Origin of the sequence: Myxococcus sp. CA023, from assembly GCF_010998615.1 — a bacterium.
GTDB lineage: Bacteria > Myxococcota > Myxococcia > Myxococcales > Myxococcaceae > Myxococcus.
Genome location: NZ_JAAEAH010000041.1, coordinates 26,450 through 49,796, shown reverse-complemented (window position 1 = coordinate 49,796; position 23,347 = coordinate 26,450). Strand labels below are relative to the sequence as shown.

Here is a 23,347-nt window from a genome sequence, read left to right as displayed (position 1 = left end):
TCAGGTCCCCTTGCCGGCGAGCCCCTTTTCCAGGCGCTCGACCATTTCGTTGATGTGCTGGAGGTACGTCTCCTTCGCCTTGAAGTCCGTGCCGCCGTGCAGGGTGACGAGCGGCGCGGGAATCTTCGAGGCCACCAGCCGCGCGGTGGTGTCCGGGTAGTAGCTCTCCATCAGCACCATGCGCGCCTTTCGCTGACGGCCCTGGGCCAGGACGCTCGCGACGTGCGACGGGTTGGGCGGGATGCCGGGCTTGGGCTCCAGGTAGGCGATGGTGTCGAAGCCCAGCCAGTCCGCCAGGTACGCCATGGTCCGGTGGTAGGCGATGACGGGCTGGCCACGCAGCGGCGCCAGCCGCTTCTCCCAGTCCGCGCGCGACTTCTCCAACTCGGTGGTGAAGGTGGCGAGGTTGTCGCGGTAGGCCTGCGCGTTCTTCGGATCCAACTGCGCCAGCCGGTCGGTGATGGCGCGCGCGACGGACAGCGCCTGGCGCGGGTCATAGAGGAAGTGCGGGTTGCCGCCCGGGTGGACGTCGCCCTGTCCCCGGTCCACCTGCGCCGTGGGGACCTCCAGCAGCTTCACGAACTGCGAGGCCACCAGGTAGCCCGGGTTGCCCACGAGGATTTTCGGGTTGCGCGCGCCCACCTGGAGCGTGGGCAGCCAGCCGATCTCCAGGTCCAGGCCCACCGCGATGAGCAGGTCCGCGCGGTTGAGCGCCAGGGCGAGGTTCGGCTTGGCATCGACGAAGTGCGGGTCCTGGCTGGACAGCGCCAGGGCCTGCACTTTGACGTGGTCGCCGCCCACGGCCTTCGTCAACGCGGCCAGGTCCGGCAGGGTGGTGACGACGTTGAGGTCCGCGCGAGCGGGGGACGCGACGAAGAGGGTGAAGGCGGCGCACACGGCCGCGAACAGACGGGAGAGACGCATGGTCATGGCTCCTTCGAAAGGGTTTAGAACGCGTGGGCGCCGTGGGCGCCGGTCACCAGCTCGAGCGCGAGCATCAGGGAGTAGCCGGCCTCATCCCGCCACCCGGCATGGTCCCTGGCGCCCTGGAGGCGCAGCCGGGAGAACTCGGTGGGCCAGAAGGTGACGTTGGCGGACACGCGGTTGCGTGACTCCGTCCAGTCCGGGTCCAACGGGTCGATGACGCGCTCGCCGCCTTCGCCTCGCGCCGCCGTTCCCAGTTCGTAGCGCAGCGCGGTGGCCCACCGCGGCGAGAAGCGCCACGCGGCCTGCGCGTAGGTGTTGAAGTCCGTCAGCACGTCCCCGGGCACCTGGCGGCGGCGGTAGTAGGCCTCCGCCTGGAACGTGATGAGCGTGGTGTTGTAGGCCTGGGTGATGGGCCGGTAGCGCAGGTACAGGTCCGTTCCGAACACGTCCGTGCGGTTGCGGTAGCCGGTGGGATTGGGACCGGTGGCGGTGGACAGGCCCCACATGAGGGACAGGTCATCCGACAGCGGGAAGAACTGCTTCACCGCACCGGTGAGCTGCAAGTCGAACGGAGACTGCACACGTTCGCTGGTGGCGCCCAGGAAGCTGCGTGCGGTGGCCTCGCCGGTGGCGTCGGTGGTACTGCCAATCACCTCCACGTACCAGGGCAGGGGAGCCAGCCAGGACACCTCGGCGCCCAGTCCGCGGTTGCTTTCGCCTCCGAAGATGCGGCCCACGGCGAAGGGCTGGTCCACGAAGTCCCACGAATGCGGGTGCGTGGGGTTGATGCGGCCGAAGCGCGTGAGGAACTGACCGGCGCGCACCTGGAGGTTGTAGGGCAGCGCCAGCGTGGTGCCGTAGGCCTCTTCGATTTCCACGCCGAACTGGCTGAAGACGATGTTGGCGTCGAACCGGAAGTAGGGGTCCACCACCGAGCCGATGGACAGCTCCAACTGCTGCAGGTTGAAGCCGTTGCGCGTGGGGTCGTGCGCGCCGCTCTGCAGGGGCTCCTTGTCCGTGAAGGCCGCGGCGGCCACGTCCAGGATGAAGCTCAGGTCCAGGAAGTTCGTGCCCGTGTTGGGATTGTTCACCCCGGGGATGGAGAGCGCGGAGCCACCGCCAGGCATGGAGGCCGGCGGCGCCGCGGTACCGGTGGGCGCGTTCTGCTGCGCGGACGCGGCATCGCTGCCAAGCGCCTTCTCAATCTCCTCCAACTCCTCGGGCGTGAGCGCGGGCGCGGCGTCTTCCCGCGGCTCCTGCACGGGGGCGTCCGCCGGAGGCGCGGAGGCGTCCTGGGCGCGGGCGCCGCTGGCGAACAGCAAGGGCGTGAGTGAAACGACCATGAGAGCGCCGTGAGCACGGCGCGAACGGGTTGCCACCTGGAATGCTCCTCGAACGGGGCGGCCGCGAAGCGGTCACGCCCACCAATGACCTGAAAGACCTCGGACGACGCACGTCACGCGTGCGCGGGAGGAGAGGCCTTGGGGGCGGTATCGAGGATGGAGAGGGGGGCCTGGACGCGAGGCGGCGCGGTGGCCGGACGGCTCACGGCGAGCAGCGTCAGCACCAGTGTCGTGCGGTAGGGCGTCAGGAGCTCCGGGCGGGAGCCGGACGTCACCAGCGGACATTCCTCATGGGTGAGGGCGGCCGAGTCCGTGACGGCTTCGGGCAGGGCGGACAGCTGCGGACTCTGCTCGATGGCGAGCCGGGACAGCCGCGCGCCCGTGCCGAGCGCTGTCTCCTCGAACGTCTGATGCTGCGGACAGAACCGGTGCGCGTGCTCGTCCCTCGCGTGCATCAGCGCGTCCAGCGGCTGACACAGCCACAGCGCGACGAGCAGCGTCGCGGTGCAGCGGGCGAAGGTGTGGGCTCGCTGATTCATCGGAAGGGGCGGTTGCCCGGGTGCTCTAATGACGCGGCACGGCGGGTGTCAAGGGACGGTATCACGCTCTGTTTCGTCCGGGTGGGGATGTGTCGGCCCCGGCCGGGCGTTGGGGAACATCGGGATGAACGGACAGATGGACGGAGGATTCATTCCAGTGGCGACGCTGGACGTACTCGACGCGCGGGGCCGCGCGGTGGTGCAGGTGGACGGTGTCGCGGTGGCCCTCTTCCGCGTGAATGGGGAGCTCCATGCGGTGGCGGACGCATGCCCCCACCGGGCCGGGCCCCTGTCCGAGGGGGACCTGGTGGGATACGTGGTGCACTGTCCGTTGCACACTTGGCCGTTCGACGTCCGGACGGGGCAGTGCCCGCGGCATCCGGGGGTGCAGGTCCGCACCTATGCGGTGCGTGTGCAGGGACAGCACATCCTCGTGGCCGCATCAGGTAGGGTCCACGCCCCCTGAGTGCCGGCCCCTTCCAGGAGCGATTCCACTGTGACTTCGTCCCGAGCCCGCCGCAAAGCCCCTGCCGCTGCCGCCCCCGCCGCTGTCCCCGATACCTCGGCCATGGCGCGTGCCGTGGCGGACTTCCTGCGCGCCGCCGGTCTGAACCTCCAGGACGTCCACCTCGCGGACACCCCCGCGCGCGTGGCCGAAGCCTGGACGGCCGAGTTCCTCGACGGCTACAGCCGCACCCCAGAGCAGGCGCTGGGGGAGACGTTCCCCGCGCCGCCGGGCTCCTCCGGCGAGCTGGTGGTGGTGACGGACCTGCGCTTCCACTCCATGTGTCCGCACCACCTGCTGCCGCTCACCGGGCGGGCCCACGTGGCCTACGTGCCGGGCAAGCGGGTGGTGGGCTTTGGCCGGCTGTCATCGCTGGTGGACTGCTTCGCGCACCGGCTCATCCTTCAGGAAGACATGGCGCGGGAAGTGGCGCGTTCCCTGGCCCAGGTGCTGGGCAGCCCCGCCACCGCATGCATCATCGAGGCGGAGCAGGCGTGCCTGCGCCTGCGCGGGGACAAGCAGCGCGACGCCGTCACCCACGCGGAGGCCTATGAAGGCACCCTGCGGCGCGACGGCCCCCTGCGCCGTGAGCTGTGGGCCCGGTTGGGGGCCCGGCGATGAGCGCGCCCCTGCCGCGAGTGGGGCCCAGGCGCGTGGCCCGCGTGCGCGAGGCGCTGGCCGCCGTTCTGGCTCCGGAGCAGCTGCGCGTGGATGACGCCGCGCTGGCCGCCTACGCCCGTGACGAGTCCGACAGTGGCGTCCACGCGCCCGACCTCGTCGTCTTCCCCGCGGACACGCGACAGGTGTCGCAGGTCTTCAAGGCGTGCGCGGTGCACGGCGTGCCCTTCACCCCCTGTGGTGCGCGCAGCGGCAAGAGCGGCGGCTCGCTGCCCTTGCACGGTGGGGTGGCGGTGAGCCTGGAGCGGATGAACCGCATCCTCTCCATCTCCCCCGAGGACCTCACCGCGGTGGTGCAGCCCGGCGTCATCACCGGCGACCTGATGAAGGCCGTGGAAGCGGTAGGGCTCTTCTATCCACCGGACCCGAACTCCTGGGAGGTGTGCACGCTGGGCGGCAACGTGGCGGAGAACGCCGGTGGGCCCCGCGCGCTCAAATACGGTGTCACGCGCGACTACGTCATCGGGTTGGAGTGGGTGCTCCCGGACGGCGAGGTGGTGCGGGTGGGCCGGCGCACCATCAAGGGCGTGGCGGGGTATGACCTGGTGGGCCTCTTCGTCGGCTCAGAGGGCACGCTGGGGGTCGCCACCGAAATCACCGTCCAGCTCATCCCGCTGCCGCGCGAGGTGCTGACGGCTCTGGTGGTGTTTCCGTCCGTGCTGCACGCCGCGCGCGCGGTGTCCGCCGTGCTGGCCGCGGGCATCCTCCCGCGTTGCCTGGAACTCATCGATGACGTGGCCCTGCGGGCGGTGAACGGCCGCGGCTTCCAGTTCCCTCCGGGCGCGGGTTCCGCTGTCATCGTAGAGGTGGACGGCAACGGCCGCGAGGGCTTGCTCGCTGAGCTGTCTCAGTTGGGTGACATCTGTGCCGGTCAGGGCGCCACCGAGACGCTGGTGGCCCAGGATGCTTCCCAGCGCGAGAAGCTCTGGGCCGCGCGCAGGGTGATTTCCCCAGCCCTCCGGGCTCTCAAGCCTCACAAGATTTCCGAGGACATCGTCGTGCCCCGCTCGAAGATTCCGGAGGTCATCGAGCGCTTGAAGGCCATGGGCGCGGAGTTGGGACTCACCGTGGCTACGTATGGCCATGCGGGCGACGGGAACCTGCACGCCAACATCCTCTACGAGGGCGCCCACCAACGGCCGCTGGTGGATGAGGCCCTGCGGCGCATGCTGGTGATGACCGTGGAACTGGGCGGTACCATCACAGGCGAGCACGGTGTGGGTTACGCGAAGCGGGAATATCTTTCGCTGGAGCAGTCTCCCGCGCTCATCGACCTGCAGCGCAGGCTCAAGGCCTTCTTCGATCCATCAGGGTTGCTCAACCCTTCGAAAATCTTCCCCGCGCTCATGCGTTCTTGATTCGTGGCCGACGCGGCTCGTTTTTGTCCCGGCGTCGAGCGGCTTACCGTCCAAAGCGTGGGAAGGGCTGGGAATGTCGCGCGAAATGCCTAATCGGACCTGGAATGAGAAACCCTTTCGCTCGTTGCGCGTCTTAGTTGCAGGTGGACGCGAGGCGGCGGGGGGAGAGCGCGTCCGGCATCGAACGGAGGACGGGAAATCATGGCCAATTCGACGAAGTACGCAGCCGAAGGCCTGTCGCACTACCTTCGGAACCTGGGCGGGCACCAGCAGCTGACGCGTGAGCAGGAGTACGAGCTTGCGCGCCGCGCCCGCAAGGGTGACGAGTCCGCGCGGCAGACGCTTGCCAGCTCCAATCTGGCCTTCGTTGTCGCCGTGGCGAAGAAGTTCGCCAATCGCGGCGCGCGACTGGATGACCTCATCCAGGAGGGCAACGTTGGTCTCATGAAGGCGATCGAGCACTTCGATCCAAAGAAGAACGTGCGCTTCGCCACCTACGCGGTGTGGTGGATTCGCGCCTACATCACCCGGTACCTGAAGGACAACCGCAGCCAGGTGCGCGGTGGTGAGGCCGAGCGCGGCAGCATGGTGGACTTCTCGCTGGACGCCACCATCGACGAGGACGGCGAGACGACCTTCCTCGACCGGCTGGAGGACAACAGCCCTTCGCCTCAGCAGGTGTACCTGTCGCACGAGCAGGACACGGAGATTCAGGAGGCGCTCGCCAAGGTGCGCAAGCGCATTGGTGATCTGGGCTGGGACATCCTCACGGAGCGGCTGACGCAGGACAAGCCACTGACGCTGGAGGAGCTGGGCCAGCGGTGGGGCGTGTCGCGCGAGCGCGTGCGTCAGGTGGAGCTGAAGACGAAGAACTTCCTGGAGCGCTACCTGTCGGCGTTCAACGAGAACGAGGAGCACCTGGGCGAGCAGGCTGCCGACGCCGCGTGAGCGCCCGAACAGGAGCCGTCCCACCTGGGAGGGCGCGTCATCGAGGCGGGACGGACCGAGTCTTTTCGGGCCGCTCCCGCCTCTTGTCGTTTGGCGGATGGTTGGCCGCCGATGGTTTGCTACCGGGCAAAAGTGCGTGCTAAGCCCGGCGCTTATGCGCTTGATTTCATTTGCTTTGAGCCTCCTCCTGAGCCTGCCTGCCTGGGGGGCTGAGGCCTCCCTGCTGTCCGAGCTTGACGCGCTGTACGCGAAGCGCGGCGAGTCCGGTGGGGAGAAGGCCTACGAGGGTGCCTTGAAGACGGCGCTGGACGCCGCGCCGGAGGATTACGAGCTGGTCTGGCGCAAGGCGCGCATCCTCCAGTGGCAGGCGGACGGGGCGGCCAACGAGAAGCTCAAGAAGGTGCTGGGCCGTCAGACGTGGGATTGGGGTGAGAAGGCAGTGAAGCTCAACCCCGCCCGGGTGGAGGGCCACTACTACGCGGCCACCGGCATCGGCGCCTACTCCCAGGCCGTGGGCATCATGAAGGCGCTGGGCGAGGGGCTCGAGGGCAAGTTCAACGAGCGGCTCGACAAGGCCATCCAGATTGACCCGGGTTACGACCGGGGCGCGCCGCTGCTGGCCAAGGGCCGTTACCACTACGAGCTGCCCTGGCCCAAGCGCGACCTGGCGAAGTCCGCCAGCCTCTACGAAAAGTCCATCGCGAAGCACCCGCACATGCTGCGCGCCTACTACTTCCTGGCGGAGACGCTCCTCAAGGACGGCAAGGCCGCGAAGGCGCGCGAGGCCATTCAAAAGGTGAAGCAAGGCAGCATCGCGTACGACCCCGCGGAAGGGCGGCGCGTGCAGGAGTGGTCCAAGAAAGTCGAAGCCGATATCGAGAAGGAGCTCAGATGAGGGCAGAGAATCAGGTAGCGGCTCCCGCTACCGCGGGGGGTGATGCGACGCTGGTCCAACTGCTCATTCAGCGCGCGAAGAACGCGTCGACGGTGGGCGCAAGCCACAAGAAGGACGGCCGCTGGCAGGACGTCACCTTCGCCCAGTTCCTGGACGAGGTGAAAGCGCTCTCCGCGGGCCTGGTTGCCCAGGGGGTGAAGCCCGGGGACCGGGTGGCGATTTTCGCGAACACCAGTCTGCAGTGGCTCATCTGCGATGTGGCCATCAGCGCCGCGCAGGCCATCACCGTCCCCATCTATGCGTCCAACACGCCGGATGAGTGCCGGTACATCCTCAACCACTCCGAGACGACGCTCGTCTTCGTGGACAACGACGAGAAGGACGCCCGGCAGGCGGGCCGGCTCACGCGCCTGCGCCAGAAGCTGGCGGAGTGTCCGGCGCTCCGCCGCATCGTCGCCTTCGAGGGCCCCGTCGCCGGTGGCACCGAGCTGTCACTCGCCGACGTCGTCGCCCAGGGCCGCGCCGAGCACGCCGCCCGTCCGGACGACTTCGAGGCGCGGGTGGCGGGCGTGTCCATGGAGGACACCTCCACCATCATCTACACGTCCGGCACCACGGGGGACCCCAAGGGCGTCATCCTCACGCACCGCAACTGGGCCTTCGAGGCGAAGGCCGCCCAGTCGGTGGGGATGATGGTGCCTTCTGACTCGGTGATGCTGTTCCTGCCGCTGGCGCACGTCTTCGCGCAGGTGGTGAAGGCCGCCTGGCTGAGCATGGGTTACCGGCTCGTCGTCGCGGAGTCGGTGGACAAGCTGCTCGCCAACCTGGTGGAGACGCGTCCCTCGGTGCTGCCGTCGGTGCCGCGCGTCTTCGAGAAGGTCTACAACAACGTGGTGGCCAACGGCTCGGCGGCCCCGGGGCTCAAGGGCCGGCTCTTCCGCTGGGCCTTCAAGCTGTTCGACGAGTACGTCGAGGCACGCAGCCAGGGGCGCGAGTACGCCACCCTGGGCTTCGCGTTGGCGAAGAAGCTGGTGTTCTCCAAGGTGCACGCGGCCATCAGCGAGAAGCTGGGCGGCAACATGCGCGTGTTCATCTCCGGCGGCGCGCCCCTGTCGCCGAAGATCGGCTACTTCTTCGACCTGCTGGGCCTCAAGGTGCTGGAGGGCTACGGCCTGACGGAGACGTGCGCCGGCACCACCGTCAATCGCGAGCACAAGATCAAGATTGGCAGCGTGGGCGCGCCCGTGCCGGGCATGGAGGTGATGATTGCCTCCGACGGCGAAATCCTCATCCGCGGCCCGGCCGTCATGAAGGGGTACTACAAGAACCCCGAGGCCACGGCGGAGGCCATCGACGCGGAGAACTGGTTCCACACCGGTGACATCGGCGAGCTGGACGCGGACAACTACCTGCGCATCACCGACCGCAAGAAGGACCTCATCGTCACCGCGGGCGGGAAGAACGTGGCGCCGCAGAATCTTGAGAACGCCCTCAAGACGCACGCCATCATCAGTCAGGCCATGGTGTACGGCGACAAGCGGCCGTACCTGGTGGTGCTCATCACCGTGTCGGAGGAGGGCGCGCGCAAGCTCCTCCTGGACCAGGGCGCCCCCGTGGGAAGCTACGCGGACAATGCCCGTCGTCCGGAGGTCCAGGCGGCGGTGAAGGCCGCGGTGGATCAGCTCAACACGCAGCAGCCGCCCTACGCCACGCTCAAGCGCTTCACCGTGCTGGAGAACGACTTCAGCCAGGAGACGGAGGAGCTGACGCCCAAGCTCAGCGTGAAGCGGAAGGTCTGCACCCAGAAGTACAAGGCGCAGCTCGACCGGATGTACGAAGGCACCACCGTGGTCGACTGAGGCCCACGCCACGCACAGGGCAAAAGCGAACGCCCGGCCCACCCCTTGTTCCAGGGGGCGGCTCGGGCGTTGCGCGTTTCAGGGCACTGCTCACGTCCTGCCGGGAGGCACGGCCACCCGGCGGCGGATCAGACGTGGCCGCTGGGCGTCTGGCTCTTGGTGACGTCGTTCTGCACGCCGGTGCTGCTGGAGAGCGTCCCGGAGCCCTTCTTGTCCCCAGGGGCCGCTGCTTCCTCGCCCTCACCGCCAAAGCCGCGCTTGAAGTTGCGGATCGCACTTCCCAGCGAAGAGCCCAGCTGTGGCAGGCGCGACGCTCCGAACAGGAGCAGCAGCACCCCCATGATCAGCAGGATTTCCATTCCCTTCAAACCCATCACTCGGCTCCTTCGCGAAGACGCCAAAGAGCATACCGATGGGCGCCGCCGACCGCCAGCAAGACCGGCGGGCGATTCAAGCCTGCATGGTTGCTGGAGAACCGAGCGCCGCGACGGGGGCCTGGGGCAGGGTGAGGAAGAGGGTGCTGCCACCTTGGTCCGACTCGACGCCCACGCTGCCCCCGTGGGCCTCCACCTCCTGCCGGGCCAGGTAGACGCGCAAGGGGTCCTCCAGCCGCTTCTCCCGGAAGGCGCGCTCCTCGCGCTGGAAGACGGCGGCGGCGTCCTCCTCCGTCAGGGGTGCCCCGTCCCGGCGGACCTCCACGCGCACCCGGGGAGCGAAGTCGCGGATGCCCAAGCGGATGACCTCACCCGGTTGGGCGCGGGCCAACTGGTACTGAATGAACGACTCCACGGCGTGTTGGATGCGGGCCCCGTCCACGATGACCTCGGGCACCGCCTGTGCCGGATTCAGGCCCAACACGAGCGCCACCTGGGCCGCTGAGGCCGCGGCGCGCTGCCGCTCCACCGCCGCGTCCAGCAGGGGCAGCAGGGATTGGCGCTCCTGCTCGCAGGGCAGGGAGCCCAGGTCCGCCCGGCTGGCGTCGAAGAAGTCCTGGGAGAAGGCCAGCGAGCGGTCCGCGTTGCGGAGGATGGTCTCCAGGCCGCGCTGCACCTTGGCCTCCAGGGGCACGCGGCCGTTGAGCAGCAGGGCCGCGTACGAGCGCACGTTGGCCAGTGAGCCGCGCAGGTCATGCGACGCCATGGACAGGTAGCGCACGCGCCGGCGCACCCCGGCCTCGTCCCACGCCAGGGGCGACGTCCACAGCAGCAGTGCGCCGTCCTCCAGCGTCTCCGCGCCCGCCATCAGCACCTGGCCGTCCCGCTCCCAGAGGCTGCCGCTACCAGCGCGCCGCTGGAAGCCCGCCGCCGCCATGAGCTCCGGCAGGGAGCCCACGTGGCTGGGGAGCGCCTCCAGGCCGAGCTGCCCCAGCAGCGAGCGTCCGAGCAGGCGCGGGCTGCCTCCGCGAGGCAGGAGCAGAAGCCCTGGTGCCGCCATGTCGCCTGCTTTCAGCTCCCCCTCGCTCGCCACGTTCCACACCCCCAGTCCATCAGGTCACGGAAAGGGTGGGCAGCGACTGTCGGTTTTGCAACGTGGGCCCATGTCTGGCGGCGTGGGCGCATTTTCTTGCGCGGCCGTGTGGGAGGATGGTTGAAGAATCCCAGCGTCGCACCTCGGGAGACTGCTCTGACCTTGCACAATGCACAGCATGCGAGGGCCCCTGTGGTCCTGGTCGTCGATGACGACCCGGACATCCTGGAGGCCCTTTCAGAGATTCTGGAAGCCGAAGGCTTCGAAATCCGCCGGGCGCGGAACGGGAAGGAGGCGTTGGACCGGCTCGAACCCGAACCGCCCAACCTCATCCTGTTGGACCTGATGATGCCGGTGATGGACGGTTGGGAGTTCGCCCAGCGGATGCGGCAGAAGCCGCCCGAGGTGGCGAGCATCCCCCTCATCGTCCTGAGCGCGGACCGCAATGTGGGCAGCAAGGCCGCCGACATTGGCGCGGTGGGGCATCTGGCCAAGCCGTTCGAACTCAACGATTTGTTGGACATGGTTCGCCGCTCGCTGAATCCCGCCGCCGCGTCCACCATCGCGTGACAGATGCCGCATCCGTGTCTTGACCTGCCAGGGGGGCGCCATTACGGTCCCCCTGTCTTTGATTTTCAAATCAACGATCAGGCCAAGGAGTGTGTCGTGAGCGCGAAGGACATCATCGAGAACCAGATTCCGGAGACCCTCAAGGCGAAGCCGGAGCTGGCGAAGGAAATCAACGCCGTCATCGTCTTTGACGTGTCGGGTGAGGGCGGCGGGAAGTGGACGCTGGACGCCACCAAGTCCGAGGGCTGGGTGACGGAAGGTGCGGTCGAGGGCGCGAAGATGACCATCTCCGTGAGCAACGACGACTTCGTGAAGATTCGCGAGAAGAAGCTCAACGCTCAGATGGCGGCCATGCAGGGCAAGCTGAAGTTCAAGCCCATGGACATGGGCCTCGCGATGAAGCTCGCGAAGCTGCTCTAATTTCCGGCGGACCGGAGCGCTGCGGGCGGACTCCGCCCGCTGGCTTCTGTCGCACGCGGCGCGTCTCCTTCACAGGGGCGCGCCGCAGTCGTTTCCACACCCCCCGACGCTCGCTCCGAGGAATGCCCATGTCGTCGCTCCCGCTTACCGGCTTGCGCGTGCTGGACTTGTCGCGCCTGCTGCCCGGCCCCTACGCCACCCTGGTGCTGGCAGACCTGGGCGCCACCGTGGACAAGGTGGAGGAGCCGGAGGGCGGGGACTACATCCGCCAGATGCCGCCTCTGCGGGAGGACGTCAGCGGCCTGTTCTACGGCCTCAACCGGAACAAGCGCTCCCTGACGCTGAACCTGAAGCAGCCCGAGGGCCGCGAGGCGCTGAAGCGGCTGGTGCGCCACTACGACGTGCTGGTGGAGAGCTTCCGCCCCGGCGTCATGGACAAGCTGGGCGTGGGCGAGTCCGTGCTGCGCTCGGAGAACCCCCGGCTCATCTACTGCGCCATCTCCGGCTACGGGCAGACGGGGCCGGACCGGCTGAAGGCGGGGCATGACTTGAACTACGCGGCCCGCGCCGGCCTGCTGGGCTACGGCGGTGAGGCCGGCGGCGCGCCCGCGTTTCCCGGCGTGCAGATGGGGGACATTGGCGGCGGCAGCCTCTTCGCGCTGGTGGGCATCCTGGCTGCGCTGCACGAGCGTGAGCGCACGGGGCAGGGGCGCTTCGTGGACGTGTCCATGACGGACGGCGCGCTGGCCTTCCTGCACATGCACCTGGCGTCGCGCCTCTTCATGGGGACGGAAGGCGCCGCCCTTCAGCGGGGCACGGAGGCGCTCAACGGTGGCTACGCGTGCTACGGCCTGTACCGCACGGCGGATGACCGGTGGCTCGCGGTGGGCGCGCTGGAGCCCAAGTTCTTCGCGGGCGTGTGTGAGCGGCTGGGGCGTCCGGAGCTGCTGGAGGACGCCTACGCTCCGGGCGAGCCCGGCGCGCGCGTGAAGGCGGAGCTGACGCGCCTGTTCGCCGAGCACCCACTGGCGTACTGGCAGGAGCGCTTCGCGGGCTCCGACCTCTGCATCGAGCCCGTGGCGGAAGGGGACGACGTGCTGAAGGACCCGCAGCTCCAGGCCCGGGGCCTCTTCGTGGAGACGGAGGACGCGGCGCTGGGCCGCAAGGTGACGCACCTGCTGACGCCACTGCGCATGGGCGAGACGCCGCTGCGCGCGCCGCCCGCGCTGGGGCAGCACTCGCGGGAGATTCTGGAAGCGGCGGGCTTTACCGCGCAGGAGCTTGCGCGGCTGGGGCACTGACGGCGGGCGTCCGCCACAGGGCCTCGCCGCGCGCGGCGTGGCAGGTGTCACCCAACAAGTCCAACGCGAGCTGCGGCTGCCGTTCGGCCAGCGCTGGCCACCCGTCGAAGGCGCCACCGGCTTCCAGCCGGCGCACGGTGTGCTCCAGGGCCGTGCGCGCTCGCTCCACCGTCTGCTGCTGGGCCTTCGTGGGCCGCCACCGGGTGTCGTCGCGGTAGCGGCCGAGCGTCTCCAGCAGGTGGCCCTGGAACTTCAGCATCTGCACCAGCAGGGGCAGCCGATGCGCGAACGGCGCGTCGGCCAGAGCCGCCTCGTACTGCCGGCCTTCCGAGTCCAGCCGGTACAGCAGCACGTCCACCTGCGCGTCCAGCCGCTTGCGCCACGCCTTGCGCACGGAGGCATGCCGGGCCCAGCCCGCCACGGCCTGGAAGTAGTGAAGCCCGCCGCACGGGTGGGCGTAGATGCCTTGCTTTCGCTTGGGGACCTGCGGCCGCCCCGCGCGCATCGCCGCGGACAGCTCGGCCTGGGCGGCTTCGAGCGTGGCGAGCGCGTTCCGCATCACCGTGTCGATGTGGACCGTCGTGCCCTCGCTGTTGCGGAACGTGGCGCCGGGCTCCATCGCCAGGGACAGGGCGTCCAGCGCCCAGGCACCCTCGGGATGGGCCACGAGTGAGGGGCGGAAATCGAGCTGCAGTTGCTCCACCAGCGCCTGCACCATGACGGGGCCCCAGGACGCGTTGAAGCGGTGGCGCACCGGGTAGCCCGCGTGCAGCAGGCTCTTGAGCTGAAGGGCGGGGTGGGGCTCCACCGGCGTGCCGTTGGCGGTTCGGCTGTCGAAGAAGAGCCGCTGGGCGGCGGCGGGGGAGTGGGACGGGGGAGGTGTCCGGCGCAGGTAGCGCGCGATGATGGTGTCCGCCGCGGGCTGACCGTCGCGGGTGCGGAAGTCCCGGCCGTCCAGCGCCAGGCCATGGGCCAGCGCCCAGGGGTTGTCGGGCGTGGCGGCCCACTGCCTGCACCGGGAGGCCAGCAGCGAGGACACGTCGGACGGAGGCGCCGCACTCCCGGGGGCACGCAGTTGGACGGTGGACGGCGCCACCGCGGGCCACGTCACCTCCGCACGCGCGCCAGCCGGGGCGGCGGCGCCCAGTCCCATGGTGAGGCTCACGAGGAGGATGGCGGTCATCGTCATGCGGTGGGCAGCCGGGGGGAGCTTATGCGCTCGGTCGCGCCAGCGACACCCGCGGCGTCCTACGCGCGCCGACCCGAATCATGGGCCGGCGCGCGTGAGGGTAAAGCTCAGCTCGCCTGGGTGTCGCCGCTGGCCGATTCCGCCTCGGCCGTCAGGCGCGCCAGCATCCGCTCCAGGATGCCGAATACGGCGTCGCGGTCCTCGGAGCTCATCAGGCTCAGCACGCGCCGCAGGCTCGCGTCCATGCCCCGGTCGATGCGGGCGAAGACGCCGCTGCCCTGCTCGGTGAGGCGCACGACGACGGCGCGCCGGTCCTCCACGTCCCGGGTCCGCTCCACCAGACCCATGCTCTCCAGGCGGTCCACCACACCGGTGATGGTCTTCCGGGTGATGCCCACCCGCAGGGCCAGGACGCCCACCTGCACCGGACCGTCGTTCCCCAGCCACGACAACGCATGCATCTGCGTGGGCGTGAGCTGGAGGTCCTCGCAGATGCCCGCCAGCGGGTTCTTCAGAGAGCGGTAGCGGCTGAACTCAATCAGCAACTCGTGGAGGCGCCGCGACTCGGGCGTGGAGGCTTCGACGTCTTCCTCCATCAGACCGTGGCTCTCCTCGGAGCCACCGTCCTCGGGAGGGTCCTGGCCTTCCGCGCCCGGGGCGCCGCGCCGATTCGCGAGCGCGGCCGGCTTGTCATCCGGCCGCCGCATCAGGCGGTCTCCACCCGGGCCGCTGCGGCCACGGAAGGCGACTCGGCGCCGTGCTGCGGACCCACCGCGTGCGGCGTACCGGAGGTCGCGTCCGGACCCTTGCGCCGCTTGAACTTCTCGGTGAGCTGATCCATCAGCGAGTACACCACCGGCACCACGCCCAGGGTGAGGAACGTGGACGTCACCAGACCGCCGATGATGGTGATGGCCATGGGCGCGCGCGTCTCCGCGCCGTCACCCTTGGCGACCGCCACCGGAATCATGCCGGCGATCATCGCGATGGTCGTCATCAGGATGGGACGCAGACGCACGGGAGCGGCCTGGAGCAGGGCTTCCGTCGCCGTCTTGCCTTCCTCACGCAGCTGCAGCGTGAAGTCCACCAGGAGGATGCCGTTCTTCACCACCAGACCCATGAGCATGATGACGCCGATGAGGGCGAACATCGACATGGCCTGACCGGTGACGAGCAGACCGCCAATGGCGCCGATGAGGGCGAAGGGCAGCGACATCATGATGGTGAAGGGGTGGATGAAGCTCTCGAACTGCGCCGCGAGAATCATGTAGATGAGGATGATGCCCAGCAGCAGGGCGGAGCCGAAGGCCGCCACGGCCTTGCCCATCTCCTTCGCGTTACCCTCGAAGTCGTAGATGACCGTCTTGGGCAGCTCCTTCTCCGCGTACGCGTTGAGGAAGTTGATACCGTCGCTCAGCGCGTAGCCCGAGGCCAGGTTCGCCAGCAGGGTGATCTGCCGCTTCTGCGACTCGCGGTCGATCTGCACCGGACCGTCGGCGGGGGTGATGGTCGCGAAGTTGCGCAGCTCCACCAACTGGCCCGTCATGCTGCGCACGGTCAGCTTGCCCAGCGCGTCGGCGGAGGCCAGCGTCTGCGGCGGCAGGGCCACCTTGATTTCGTACGTCTCGCCACCCTCGCGGTAGTCGCCGAACTTGTCGCGGCCCAGGAAGGCACGCAGCGTGGCGCCCAGCGAGGCCGCCGGGACGCCCAGGCTGGCCGCGCGCTCGCGGTCCACCTTGACGTCGTACTGCGGCTTGCCGGAGCGGAACGTCATGTCCACGTCCACCAGGCCCTGATTCTGGCGCATGGCGGCCTGCACCTTCTCGGCGGCCTTGATGACCTCGTCCCAGTTGTCGCCGCGGAGGTTGAACTGGATCTGCTGCGTGCGGGCACCGCCGCCGCCCACGGCCGCGATGTCCTGCACCGTGACGGTGACGCCGCTGCGAGGGGTGATGGCGCCGCGCAGGTACGTCTTCAGCTCGCCCTGGTTGAAGGCGCGGTCCTTCAGCGGCACCAGGTTGATGAGCAGCTCGCCCTTGTGCACTTCCTCCTGCACGCCGCCACCGGCGGTGGCGAAGGTGGAGTCGATGCCGGGCAGGGCGCGGACCTGCGCGTCCAGCGCGTCCAGCTCCGCCTGCGTCTCCTGCAGCGTGGAGCCGATGGGCAGCTCCACCGCCAGCTTGATGTTGCCGTTGTCCTGCTCCGGGATGAACGTGAACTTCAGGAAGCTGGCCATGAAGAGGGTGAGGAAGAGCACCACCACGGCGATCACCAGGGTGATGGCCCGGTGCCGCAGGATGCTGGCCAGGATGTTCCGGTAGCCCGTCTCCGTGGCGACCAGCACCTTCTCCACCGCAGCGGAGATGCCCGTGGGGTTGCCATGGTGGCTCAGCATGCGCGCCGACAGCATGGGCGTGAGCGTCATGGACACGGCGTAGGAGATGAGCACCGCCACGGCCACCGTGACGCCGAACTGGTAGAAGAACATGCCCATCGTTCCGTCCATGAAGGCCACGGGGATGAACACGGCGACGATGGCGAGCGTCACGGCGAACACCGCGAGCGCGATCTGGCTGGCGCCCTCGAGCGCCGCCTGCATGGGCGTCTTTCCCTCTTCCAGGTGACGGACGATGTTCTCGATGACCACGATGGCGTCGTCGATGAGCAGACCGATGGACAGCGTCAGCGCCAGCATCGTGACGACGTTGAACGTGAAGCCCAGGGCCGCCATGACGGCGAAGGTACCGACGACGGACACCGGCAGCGCGACGGCGGCCACCAGCGTGGAGTTCAGGTTGCGCAGGAACACCAGCACGATGAGCACCGCGAGGAAGCCACCGAGCACCAGGTCGAACTGCACCGCGGCGATGGACGAGCGGATGAACCGCGAGTTGTCCGTCACCATCTCCGTGCGCACGCCCTCGGGCAGCAGGCTGTTGACCTCTCCCAGGGACTCCTTGATGGACTCGGCCACCTGCACCGTGTTGGAGCCGGACTGCTTGCGCACCACCAGCGCCACCGCGCTGCGGTCACCGCTCTTGGCGCTGGATCGCGCCTCTTCGGGACCGTCCACCACGTCGGCCACGTCACGCACGCGCACCGGCGCGCCGTTGGGGCTGGCGATGATGATGTTGCGCAGCTCGTCCACGCTCTTGGCCTCGGACGTCAGGCGCACCACGCGCTCACGGCCGCGGTCCATGGTGCGGCCACCCGGGACGTCCAGGTTCTGCGCCTGCACGGCCTGGCTCACGTCGCTGACGGCCAGCCCGAAGCCACGCAGCCGCTCCGGATCCACGACGATCTGGATTTCGCGCTCGCGGCCACCGACCACGTCGATGCTGCCCACGCCCGGCTGACGCTGGAGGGCGGGCTTCACGACGTCCTCGGCGACGCGCGTCATCTCTTCAATGGGGAGCGCGCCGGACAGCGACAGCGTCATGATGGGCGCCGCGCCGATGTCGAACTTCTCCACCACCGGCGTCTCGATTTCCGTCGGCAGCTTGCTCAGCGTGGCCTGGACGCGGTCCCGCACGTCCTGCGACGCCACGTCCACCTTGGTGTCCAGGGTGAAGCGGACGACGATCTGGGACACGCTCTCCAGGTTGATGGAGCGCAGCTGCTCCACGCCGTTGAGGGTGTTGAGCGCCTCCTCCAGCGGGTCACTGACGTTCTTCTCCATCGACTCCGGGTCCGCGCCGGGCAGCACCGTGGTGACGGTGACGACGGGGAACTCGACGTCGGGGAACTGGTCCACGCCGATGCGTGGGTAGGCATTGATGCCAAAAACGACCACCGCGAGCATCAGCATCGCGGTGAACACAGGGCGGGTGATGAATGTCTTGAGCATTCAGGAACTCCAAACTTGAAAGGGGAGGGCAGGCGTCACTGCACTACGCGGACGGCCGTGCCCTCCTTCACGTCCAGGGAGGAGTCGGCGAGCACGCGCTCGTCGGCGCCCAGTCCCTGGAGGATGCGGACGTAACCCGGCAGCACTCGCTCGACGCGCACATCCCGCTTGCGCACCGTGCCGTCCTGCACCACCCACACGAATCCCTCCTGGCCCCGGGCGCTGACGGCCTGGGTGGGGAGGAAGAGGCCCTTGTCGTCGTCGGCCTGACCCACGGTCGAGAAGTCCAGCTCCACCAGGGCGCCGGGACGCAGCGCCGTGGACGGCTCACCGACCACGTCCGCCAGCACCTCCACCGTGCGGTTGGAGGCGTCCACCACCGCGCCCACGACGGACACCTGCACGTCGAAGCGCGCGCCGCTGGGGCTCAGCGTGCCCTGCGTCTTGGTGCCCACGCGGACCTTGTCCACCACGGACTCGGAGACCTGCGCGCGCACTTCCAGCCCCGTCGTGTCGACGATGCTGAACACGGGCGTGGAGGGCGTCATCGCCACCGAGTCACCGATGTTCTTCGTGCGGGCCGTGATGACGCCGTCGAAGGGGGCGATGATGGAGTGGTCGCGCAGCATCTCCTCCGCCAGCCGCAGCCCGGCGGCGGCCTGGGCGGCCTGGGCGGCGGCCTGCTTCTGGCCAATCACGGCCTGATCCAGCCCCGCGGCGGCCACGCCACCGGACTCCGCCACCTTCCGGGTACGCTCCAGGGAGGACGTGGCCAGCTCCAGCGCCGCGTCCGCCGCCTGCTTCACGGCGCGCGCCTGCTCCACGCTGATGGCGACGTTGGAGGCGTCCAGCACCGCCAGCACCTGGCCCTTCTTCACCTTGTCGCCCACCCGCACGTTCATCTTCGAGATGGTGCCCGTCGCCTGGGGCCCCAGGACCGCCTCGTTCTTCGAGCGGATCTGCCCCGTCACGCGGGTGACGTCGGCGCTCAACTCCGTGGCCGGAGTGATGGCGCGCACGCCCAATGCCGCGGGACCCGTCTGCTCCGGGAGGGCCGGCTTGTTGCTGGCCTTGCCACAGCCCGTCGTCACCACCGCTGCCATTGCCGCGGCCATCCACATGCGTCGAATCACGGTCGTCCTGCTCCTGCCGGTCACGGGGCGCTTGTCCCCTGGAGACACTTCCGGGCCGGCTTCTACATGGAAAGTCTGCGGCCCGGAAACTACAGCCTCTGAACTGTCTGTCAAGAGGATACTCCGGAGTGCGGACTATCTTTCCCCGGCTCGTCTAACGGCCGTCCGCTCAGCGGGCAGGTGAAAATGACACGACGCGGTGCGTCCGTCCTCTGGCCTCAAGGAGGGGAACTGTGTGCCTGGGCGGCGGTGCTTGTGGCACCTAGAGGCCCCTGTTATTGATTCAAGAATCAATCCTTTCGTGCCGAGGACCCCCATGCCCCACCCATTCACCGAGGAACACGAGGCCTTCCGCAACACGGTGCGCAGCTTCGTGGAGAAGGAGATGACCCCGCACGGCCTCGAGTGGGACCGGGCGGGCATCTTCCCCAAGGAGCTGTTCCGCAAGGCGGGGGACCTGGGCTTCCTGGGCATCAACCACGACCCGAAGTACGGCGGTAGCGGGCTGGACTACTGGTACGTGACGGTGTTCGCGGAGGAGCTGAGCCGCAGCCTCAACGCGGGTGTGAACATGGCGCTGCTGGTGCAGAGCCAGATGGCCACGCCCATCATCAACGAGATTGGAACGGACGAGCAGAAGCGCGAGTTCCTGGAGCCGGCGCTCAAGGGCGAGAAGATCGCCGCGCTGGGCGTGAGCGAGCCGGGATGCGGTTCGGACGTGGCCAGCATCAAGACGATGGCGCGCCGGGACGGGGATGACTACGTCATCAACGGCTCGAAGATGTGGATCACCAACGGCACGCGGGCGGACTTCATCACCCTGGCGGTGCGCACGGGCGAGGCCGGCTACGGCGGCATCTCCCTGGTGACGTTCCCCACGGACGTGAAGGGCTTCGGCGTCTCCAAGAAGCTGGACAAGGTGGGCAACCTGTCCTCGGACACCGCCGTCCTCTACTTCGAGGACTGCCGGATTCCGGCCCGCTACGTGCTGGGCGAGGAGAACGAAGGCTTCTACCACATCATGACCAACTTCCAGGGTGAGCGCCTGGTGGGCGCCATCACCACGGTGGCGGCCATGGAGCGGATGGTGGAGGACTCCATCCGCTACGGCAACGAGCGCGAGGCCTTCGGCCGGCCGCTGATGAAGTTCCAGGTGTGGCGCCACAAGTTCGTGGAGCACCTGACGGCCATCGAAGCGGCCAAGCGCCTGACGTACCACGCGGTGGACCTCTTCGACCGGAAGGAGAACCCGGTGAAGGAGGTCTCCATGGCGAAGCTGTTCGCGGGCGACCTGGCCCAGCGCGTGGCCTACGACTGCCAGCAGTTCTACGGCGGCATGGGCTACGTGGAGGAGACCTCCATCGCCCGCATGTGGCGCGACGTGCGCCTCATCACCATCGGCGGCGGCACCTCCGAGGTGATGAAGGAGATCATCTCGAAGCTCTACGGCTTCTAGCGCCGCGCACTCAGGTGCCGTGGCCCAGGCTCATCCCTTCCAGGGGCTTGGGCCCGCTGTCGAGCTCGGCGTGCATGACGGTGTCGTCACGCACGCCCTCCCACTTGGACACCACCAGCGTCGCCACCGTGTTGCCGATGACGTTGGTGATGGCCCGGGCCTCGGACATGAAGCGGTCCACGCCCAGCAGCAGGGCCACGCCTTCCACGGGCACCTTGCCGTTGAGCGCCGCCAGCGTGGCCATCAGCGTGATGAAGCCCGAACCCGTCACGCCCGCCGCGCCCTTCGACGTCAGCAGCAGCACGCCCAGCAAGGTGAGCTCCTCGCCCAGCGTGAGGTCCACGTTCACCGCCTGGGCGATGAAGATGGCCGCCATCGTCAGGTAGATGCACGTCCCGTCCAGGTTGAACGAGTACCCGGTGGGCAGCACCAGCCCCACGGCGCCCCGGTCGCAGCCCAGCGTCTCCAGCCGCTTGAGCAGCCGTGGCAGCGCGGACTCCGATGACGACGTCCCCAGCACGAGCAACAGCTCGCTGCGCATGTAGCGCAGCAGCTTCCACAGCGAGAAGCCGGACAGCCGCGCCACCAGCCCCAGCACCAGGAACACGAAGAGGGCGCAGGTGATGTAGACGGCGATGAGCAGCCGGCCCAGGGAGCTGAGCGATTCGACACCGAACTTGCCCACGGTGAAGGCCATGGCGCCGAAGGCGCCCAGCGGCGCCAGCTTCATGATCATCCCGACGATGCCGAAGAAGACCTGCGCCAGGTCATCCGACAAGTCGAGCACGCGCTGTCCCATGGGCCCCAGGCGGGTGAGCGCCACGCCCGTCAGCACGGCGACGAGCAGCACCTGGAGCAGCTTCCCCTCGGTGAAGGCCGACAGGAAGTCATGCGGGATGATGTCCAGGAGGAAGGGGATGGTGCCCTGCTGCGACGCGGACGCGCGGTACTGGGTGATGCCGGAGGTGTCGATCTGCGCCGGGTCGATGTTCATCCCCGCGCCGGGCTTCAGGGTGTTCACCACCACCATGCCCACGACGAGCGCCAGCGTCGTCAGGACTTCGAAGTAGATGAGCGCTTTGAGGCCGATGCGGCCCACGTGCTTGAGGTCGCCCATCTTCGCGATGCCCGCGACGATGGTGAGGAAGATGACCGGTGCGATGATCATCTTCACCAGTTTGATGAAGCCGTCGCCCAGGGGCTTCATGGACTCGCCCAGGTCCGGCCGCAGCCAGCCGAGGATGACGCCCACCGCGATGGCCAGCAGCACCTGGACGTACAGATTCTTCAACCACCGCATCCGCACCCCTCTCTCGGGAGTCCGCGGACTATAGCGCCCCGGTTCGGCGCTTCGTTGGCGCCAGGCGCCGGGGGACAGCGGGGGCTTCGGGTGGCGGGCTGCGTCACTTCTTGCGGAACAGCGCCTCCGCGGCGTTCAGCAGGGCGTCCCGGCTCTCCTTCTCATGGATGCCGCCTTCGCCAATCTGGAACAGCTCACAGAAGTTGGCGCCGTCCTTGTCCTTGGGCACCTCGGCGAAGGGCTCCTTGCACTCCTTCGCCACGCCCAGGTCGAAGTGACGGCAGTTGCGGCACGAACGGATGTCCTCGCCGCAGTGGGGGCAATCGTCACGCCGGCCCACCTGATTCGCGATGATGTCCAACCGGTGTCCACAGTGCGCGCAGCCGGGCATGGCCTCCTCCAAGAATCGGGGACGCCATTGTGCCAGCGGGCCGCGCCCGGCGGCGAGCGCTCAACGCTGCGGACTGGGCATCAACGCCTGGACGGGCTCCGGGGAGGCGGACTCCCGGGCGGTGCCTTCGTATGCCCCGCCGCCCGTCGCATCGAGCAGTTGGTCGTTCAGCCGCTTGAGGAGGAACAGGAGGTACGCGGAGAGGGTGGCCAGCGCAGCGAGCAGCACGCCCAGCAGCATCCCGCGCTGCCATACGTGTGCCTTCTCCAGGATGGCCCGGCGCTCCGCGAACGTCTTCAGCTGGGCGTCCGCTGCGGCGCCGTCGAACCGGGCCGCGTAGTCCTCCGCCTGGGCGGTGCCGCGCTCCATCAGCCACTGGCCCTGCACCTGGAGGGCGTCCGCGCGGGTGTAGCAGTAGGCGGCGCCCCCAGCCGACAACAGGGAGATGCACAGCGCCGTCATCACGCTCCGGGTCGTGCCCATCCTACGTCCTCCGGACTGGCCGTTGCACGGGGAGTGACACCCGCGACTGCTCCGGCTTCCCGAAGACAGTAGCGGATGCTAGGGAGCCCCCCTGACATGGGCAAGCCCTACCGTCCTAAAGACCACTATTTCCAGAAGGCCAAGCAAGAGGGCCTGCGGGCACGTTCGGCCTTCAAGGTTGATGAACTCATCAAGCGCTTCCCCATGGTGAAGAAGGGGCACGTGGTGCTTGACCTGGGGGCGGCGCCCGGAGGTTTCCTCCAGATATTGGCGGACGCCGTGGGGCCGAAGGGCCGCGTCATCGGCGTGGACATCGTCGCCATCCGTCCCTTCAGCCAGCCCTTCGTGCAGACGGCGGTGCTGGACGTGCTCGCGGACGACTTCGACGCGAAGCTGACCGAGCTCCATGACGGCCCGTTCGACGCCGTCATCTCCGACATGGCCCCCAAGACGAGCGGCATCAAGGCCACCGACGAGGCGCGCAGCCTGCGGCTGGCGGGCAAGGCGCTGGAGTTGGCCGCGGCGCGGGGTCGGCCCGGCTCGTCCTTCGTGGCCAAGGTCTTCATGGGCCGGGACTTCGAGGACTTCCGCAACCAGATCCGCGCCCTCTTCGAAGAGGTGAAGGTGGTCCGGCCGGAAGCCACCCGCGGCGCCAGCATGGAGGTCTACCTGGTGGGTCTTCGTCGCCGTGCGCCAGAGACCCCGGAGGCGAACTGACGTTCATTGTGGAACGTTTGG

23 protein-coding genes are annotated in these 23,347 nt (G+C 68.5%); 11 read left to right on the top strand and 12 right to left on the bottom strand.

From position 1 onward, the window contains the following. The 3 genes from F8M74_RS19165 to F8M74_RS19155 form a co-directional block, all read right to left on the bottom strand. Nucleotides 1-930, bottom strand: a complete 930-nt coding sequence (locus tag F8M74_RS19165) for a metal ABC transporter substrate-binding protein (protein ID WP_141256063.1) — start codon at nt 928-930, stop codon at nt 1-3. A 17-nt stretch (nt 931-947) separates the two neighbouring features. Next, nucleotides 948-2,306, bottom strand: a complete 1,359-nt coding sequence (locus F8M74_RS19160; protein WP_141256061.1) for a zinc-regulated TonB-dependent outer membrane receptor — start codon at nt 2,304-2,306, stop codon at nt 948-950. 77 nt (nt 2,307-2,383) lie between these two features. Further along, nucleotides 2,384-2,809 carry a hypothetical protein gene (locus F8M74_RS19155; protein ID WP_141256059.1) on the bottom strand — a complete coding sequence of 142 codons (426 nt, stop codon included), beginning with the start codon at nt 2,807-2,809 and terminating at the stop codon, nt 2,384-2,386. A gap of 136 nt (nt 2,810-2,945) precedes the next feature. On the opposite strand from F8M74_RS19155, the gene F8M74_RS19150 reads away from it, so the two are divergent. The 6 genes from F8M74_RS19150 (at nt 2,946) to F8M74_RS19125 (ending at nt 9,052) form a co-directional block, all read left to right on the top strand. Beyond that, nucleotides 2,946-3,275 (top strand): Rieske 2Fe-2S domain-containing protein, encoded by a 330-nt coding sequence (locus F8M74_RS19150; protein ID WP_228560490.1) that lies wholly within the window; start codon nt 2,946-2,948, stop codon nt 3,273-3,275. Between the two features lie 102 nt (nt 3,276-3,377). Continuing rightward, on the top strand, nt 3,378-3,935 hold the full coding sequence (gene folE / locus F8M74_RS19145) for a GTP cyclohydrolase I (protein WP_216620342.1): 558 nt from the start codon (nt 3,378-3,380) through the stop codon (nt 3,933-3,935). After that, a complete protein-coding gene (locus F8M74_RS19140; protein WP_141256053.1) occupies nt 3,932-5,350 on the top strand; it encodes an FAD-binding oxidoreductase in 1,419 nt (472 codons plus the stop codon). The genes folE and F8M74_RS19140 overlap by 4 nt, the downstream gene beginning before the upstream one ends. 201 nt (nt 5,351-5,551) lie before the next feature. Further along, on the top strand, nt 5,552-6,298 hold the full coding sequence (locus F8M74_RS19135) for an RNA polymerase sigma factor RpoD/SigA (RefSeq protein ID WP_141256051.1): 747 nt from the start codon (nt 5,552-5,554) through the stop codon (nt 6,296-6,298). 97 nt (nt 6,299-6,395) lie between these two features. Continuing rightward, nucleotides 6,396-7,193 carry a lipopolysaccharide assembly protein LapB gene (locus F8M74_RS19130; protein WP_141256049.1) on the top strand — a complete coding sequence of 266 codons (798 nt, stop codon included), beginning with the start codon at nt 6,396-6,398 and terminating at the stop codon, nt 7,191-7,193. Then, nucleotides 7,190-9,052, top strand: coding sequence for a long-chain fatty acid--CoA ligase (locus F8M74_RS19125; protein WP_141256047.1), 1,863 nt, complete (start codon nt 7,190-7,192; stop codon nt 9,050-9,052). Before F8M74_RS19130 ends, F8M74_RS19125 begins: the two co-directional genes overlap by 4 nt. Before the next feature lie 128 nt (nt 9,053-9,180). On the opposite strand, the gene tatA is transcribed toward F8M74_RS19125, so the two are convergent. Together tatA and F8M74_RS19115 are read right to left on the bottom strand one after the other, a co-directional pair. Beyond that, nucleotides 9,181-9,429: a twin-arginine translocase TatA/TatE family subunit gene (tatA, locus tag F8M74_RS19120; protein ID WP_171410343.1), complete on the bottom strand. Its 249-nt coding sequence runs from the start codon at nt 9,427-9,429 to the stop codon at nt 9,181-9,183. Between the two features lie 73 nt (nt 9,430-9,502). Continuing rightward, the gene (locus F8M74_RS19115; RefSeq protein WP_141256046.1) at nt 9,503-10,528 is read right to left on the bottom strand and encodes a sensor histidine kinase KdpD; all 1,026 of its coding nucleotides are present in this window, start codon (nt 10,526-10,528) and stop codon (nt 9,503-9,505) included. A 183-nt stretch (nt 10,529-10,711) separates the two neighbouring features. Here F8M74_RS19115 and F8M74_RS19110 point away from each other — a divergent pair, with 183 nt between their 5' ends. The 3 genes from F8M74_RS19110 (at nt 10,712) to F8M74_RS19100 (ending at nt 12,810) form a co-directional block, all read left to right on the top strand. Continuing rightward, nucleotides 10,712-11,089 (top strand): response regulator, encoded by a 378-nt coding sequence (locus tag F8M74_RS19110; protein ID WP_141256044.1) that lies wholly within the window; start codon nt 10,712-10,714, stop codon nt 11,087-11,089. A gap of 96 nt (nt 11,090-11,185) precedes the next feature. Further along, nucleotides 11,186-11,509, top strand: a complete 324-nt coding sequence (locus tag F8M74_RS19105; protein ID WP_141256042.1) for an SCP2 sterol-binding domain-containing protein — start codon at nt 11,186-11,188, stop codon at nt 11,507-11,509. A gap of 128 nt (nt 11,510-11,637) precedes the next feature. Next, entirely contained in the window at nt 11,638-12,810 is a 1,173-nt protein-coding gene (locus F8M74_RS19100; protein WP_141256040.1) for a CaiB/BaiF CoA-transferase family protein, read from the top strand. On the opposite strand, the gene F8M74_RS19095 is transcribed toward F8M74_RS19100, so the two are convergent. From F8M74_RS19095 to F8M74_RS19080, 4 genes are all read right to left on the bottom strand, one after another. Beyond that, the gene (locus F8M74_RS19095) at nt 12,776-13,999 is read right to left on the bottom strand and encodes a hypothetical protein (RefSeq protein WP_141616921.1); all 1,224 of its coding nucleotides are present in this window, start codon (nt 13,997-13,999) and stop codon (nt 12,776-12,778) included. The two genes, F8M74_RS19100 and F8M74_RS19095, sit on opposite strands and share 35 nt — an antisense overlap. A gap of 107 nt (nt 14,000-14,106) precedes the next feature. Further along, nucleotides 14,107-14,706, bottom strand: a complete 600-nt coding sequence (locus F8M74_RS19090; RefSeq protein ID WP_141256810.1) for a MarR family winged helix-turn-helix transcriptional regulator — start codon at nt 14,704-14,706, stop codon at nt 14,107-14,109. After that, complete coding sequence (locus tag F8M74_RS19085; RefSeq protein WP_141256811.1) at nt 14,706-17,846, bottom strand: efflux RND transporter permease subunit; 3,141 nt, start codon at nt 17,844-17,846, stop codon at nt 14,706-14,708. Before F8M74_RS19085 ends, F8M74_RS19090 begins: the two co-directional genes overlap by 1 nt. 35 nt (nt 17,847-17,881) lie before the next feature. Next, nucleotides 17,882-18,949 carry an efflux RND transporter periplasmic adaptor subunit gene (locus tag F8M74_RS19080; RefSeq protein ID WP_171410420.1) on the bottom strand — a complete coding sequence of 356 codons (1,068 nt, stop codon included), beginning with the start codon at nt 18,947-18,949 and terminating at the stop codon, nt 17,882-17,884. A gap of 346 nt (nt 18,950-19,295) precedes the next feature. Here F8M74_RS19080 and F8M74_RS19075 point away from each other — a divergent pair, with 346 nt between their 5' ends. Further along, on the top strand, nt 19,296-20,435 hold the full coding sequence (locus F8M74_RS19075) for an acyl-CoA dehydrogenase family protein (RefSeq protein ID WP_141256813.1): 1,140 nt from the start codon (nt 19,296-19,298) through the stop codon (nt 20,433-20,435). 10 nt (nt 20,436-20,445) lie between these two features. Here F8M74_RS19075 and dctA read toward each other — a convergent pair whose 3' ends face one another. The 3 genes from dctA to F8M74_RS19060 all read right to left on the bottom strand — a co-directional run bounded on the left by dctA (nt 20,446) and on the right by F8M74_RS19060 (nt 22,609). After that, nucleotides 20,446-21,735 carry a C4-dicarboxylate transporter DctA gene (gene dctA / locus F8M74_RS19070; RefSeq protein WP_171410418.1) on the bottom strand — a complete coding sequence of 430 codons (1,290 nt, stop codon included), beginning with the start codon at nt 21,733-21,735 and terminating at the stop codon, nt 20,446-20,448. Between the two features lie 103 nt (nt 21,736-21,838). Beyond that, on the bottom strand, nt 21,839-22,126 hold the full coding sequence (locus F8M74_RS19065; protein WP_140790617.1) for a hypothetical protein: 288 nt from the start codon (nt 22,124-22,126) through the stop codon (nt 21,839-21,841). A gap of 60 nt (nt 22,127-22,186) precedes the next feature. Continuing rightward, nucleotides 22,187-22,609, bottom strand: coding sequence for a hypothetical protein (locus tag F8M74_RS19060; protein WP_141256815.1), 423 nt, complete (start codon nt 22,607-22,609; stop codon nt 22,187-22,189). A gap of 75 nt (nt 22,610-22,684) precedes the next feature. Between F8M74_RS19060 and F8M74_RS19055 the strand changes: the two genes are divergently transcribed. Continuing rightward, on the top strand, nt 22,685-23,326 hold the full coding sequence (locus F8M74_RS19055) for an RlmE family RNA methyltransferase (RefSeq protein WP_141256816.1): 642 nt from the start codon (nt 22,685-22,687) through the stop codon (nt 23,324-23,326). Nucleotides 23,327-23,347: the final 21 nt, after the last annotated feature.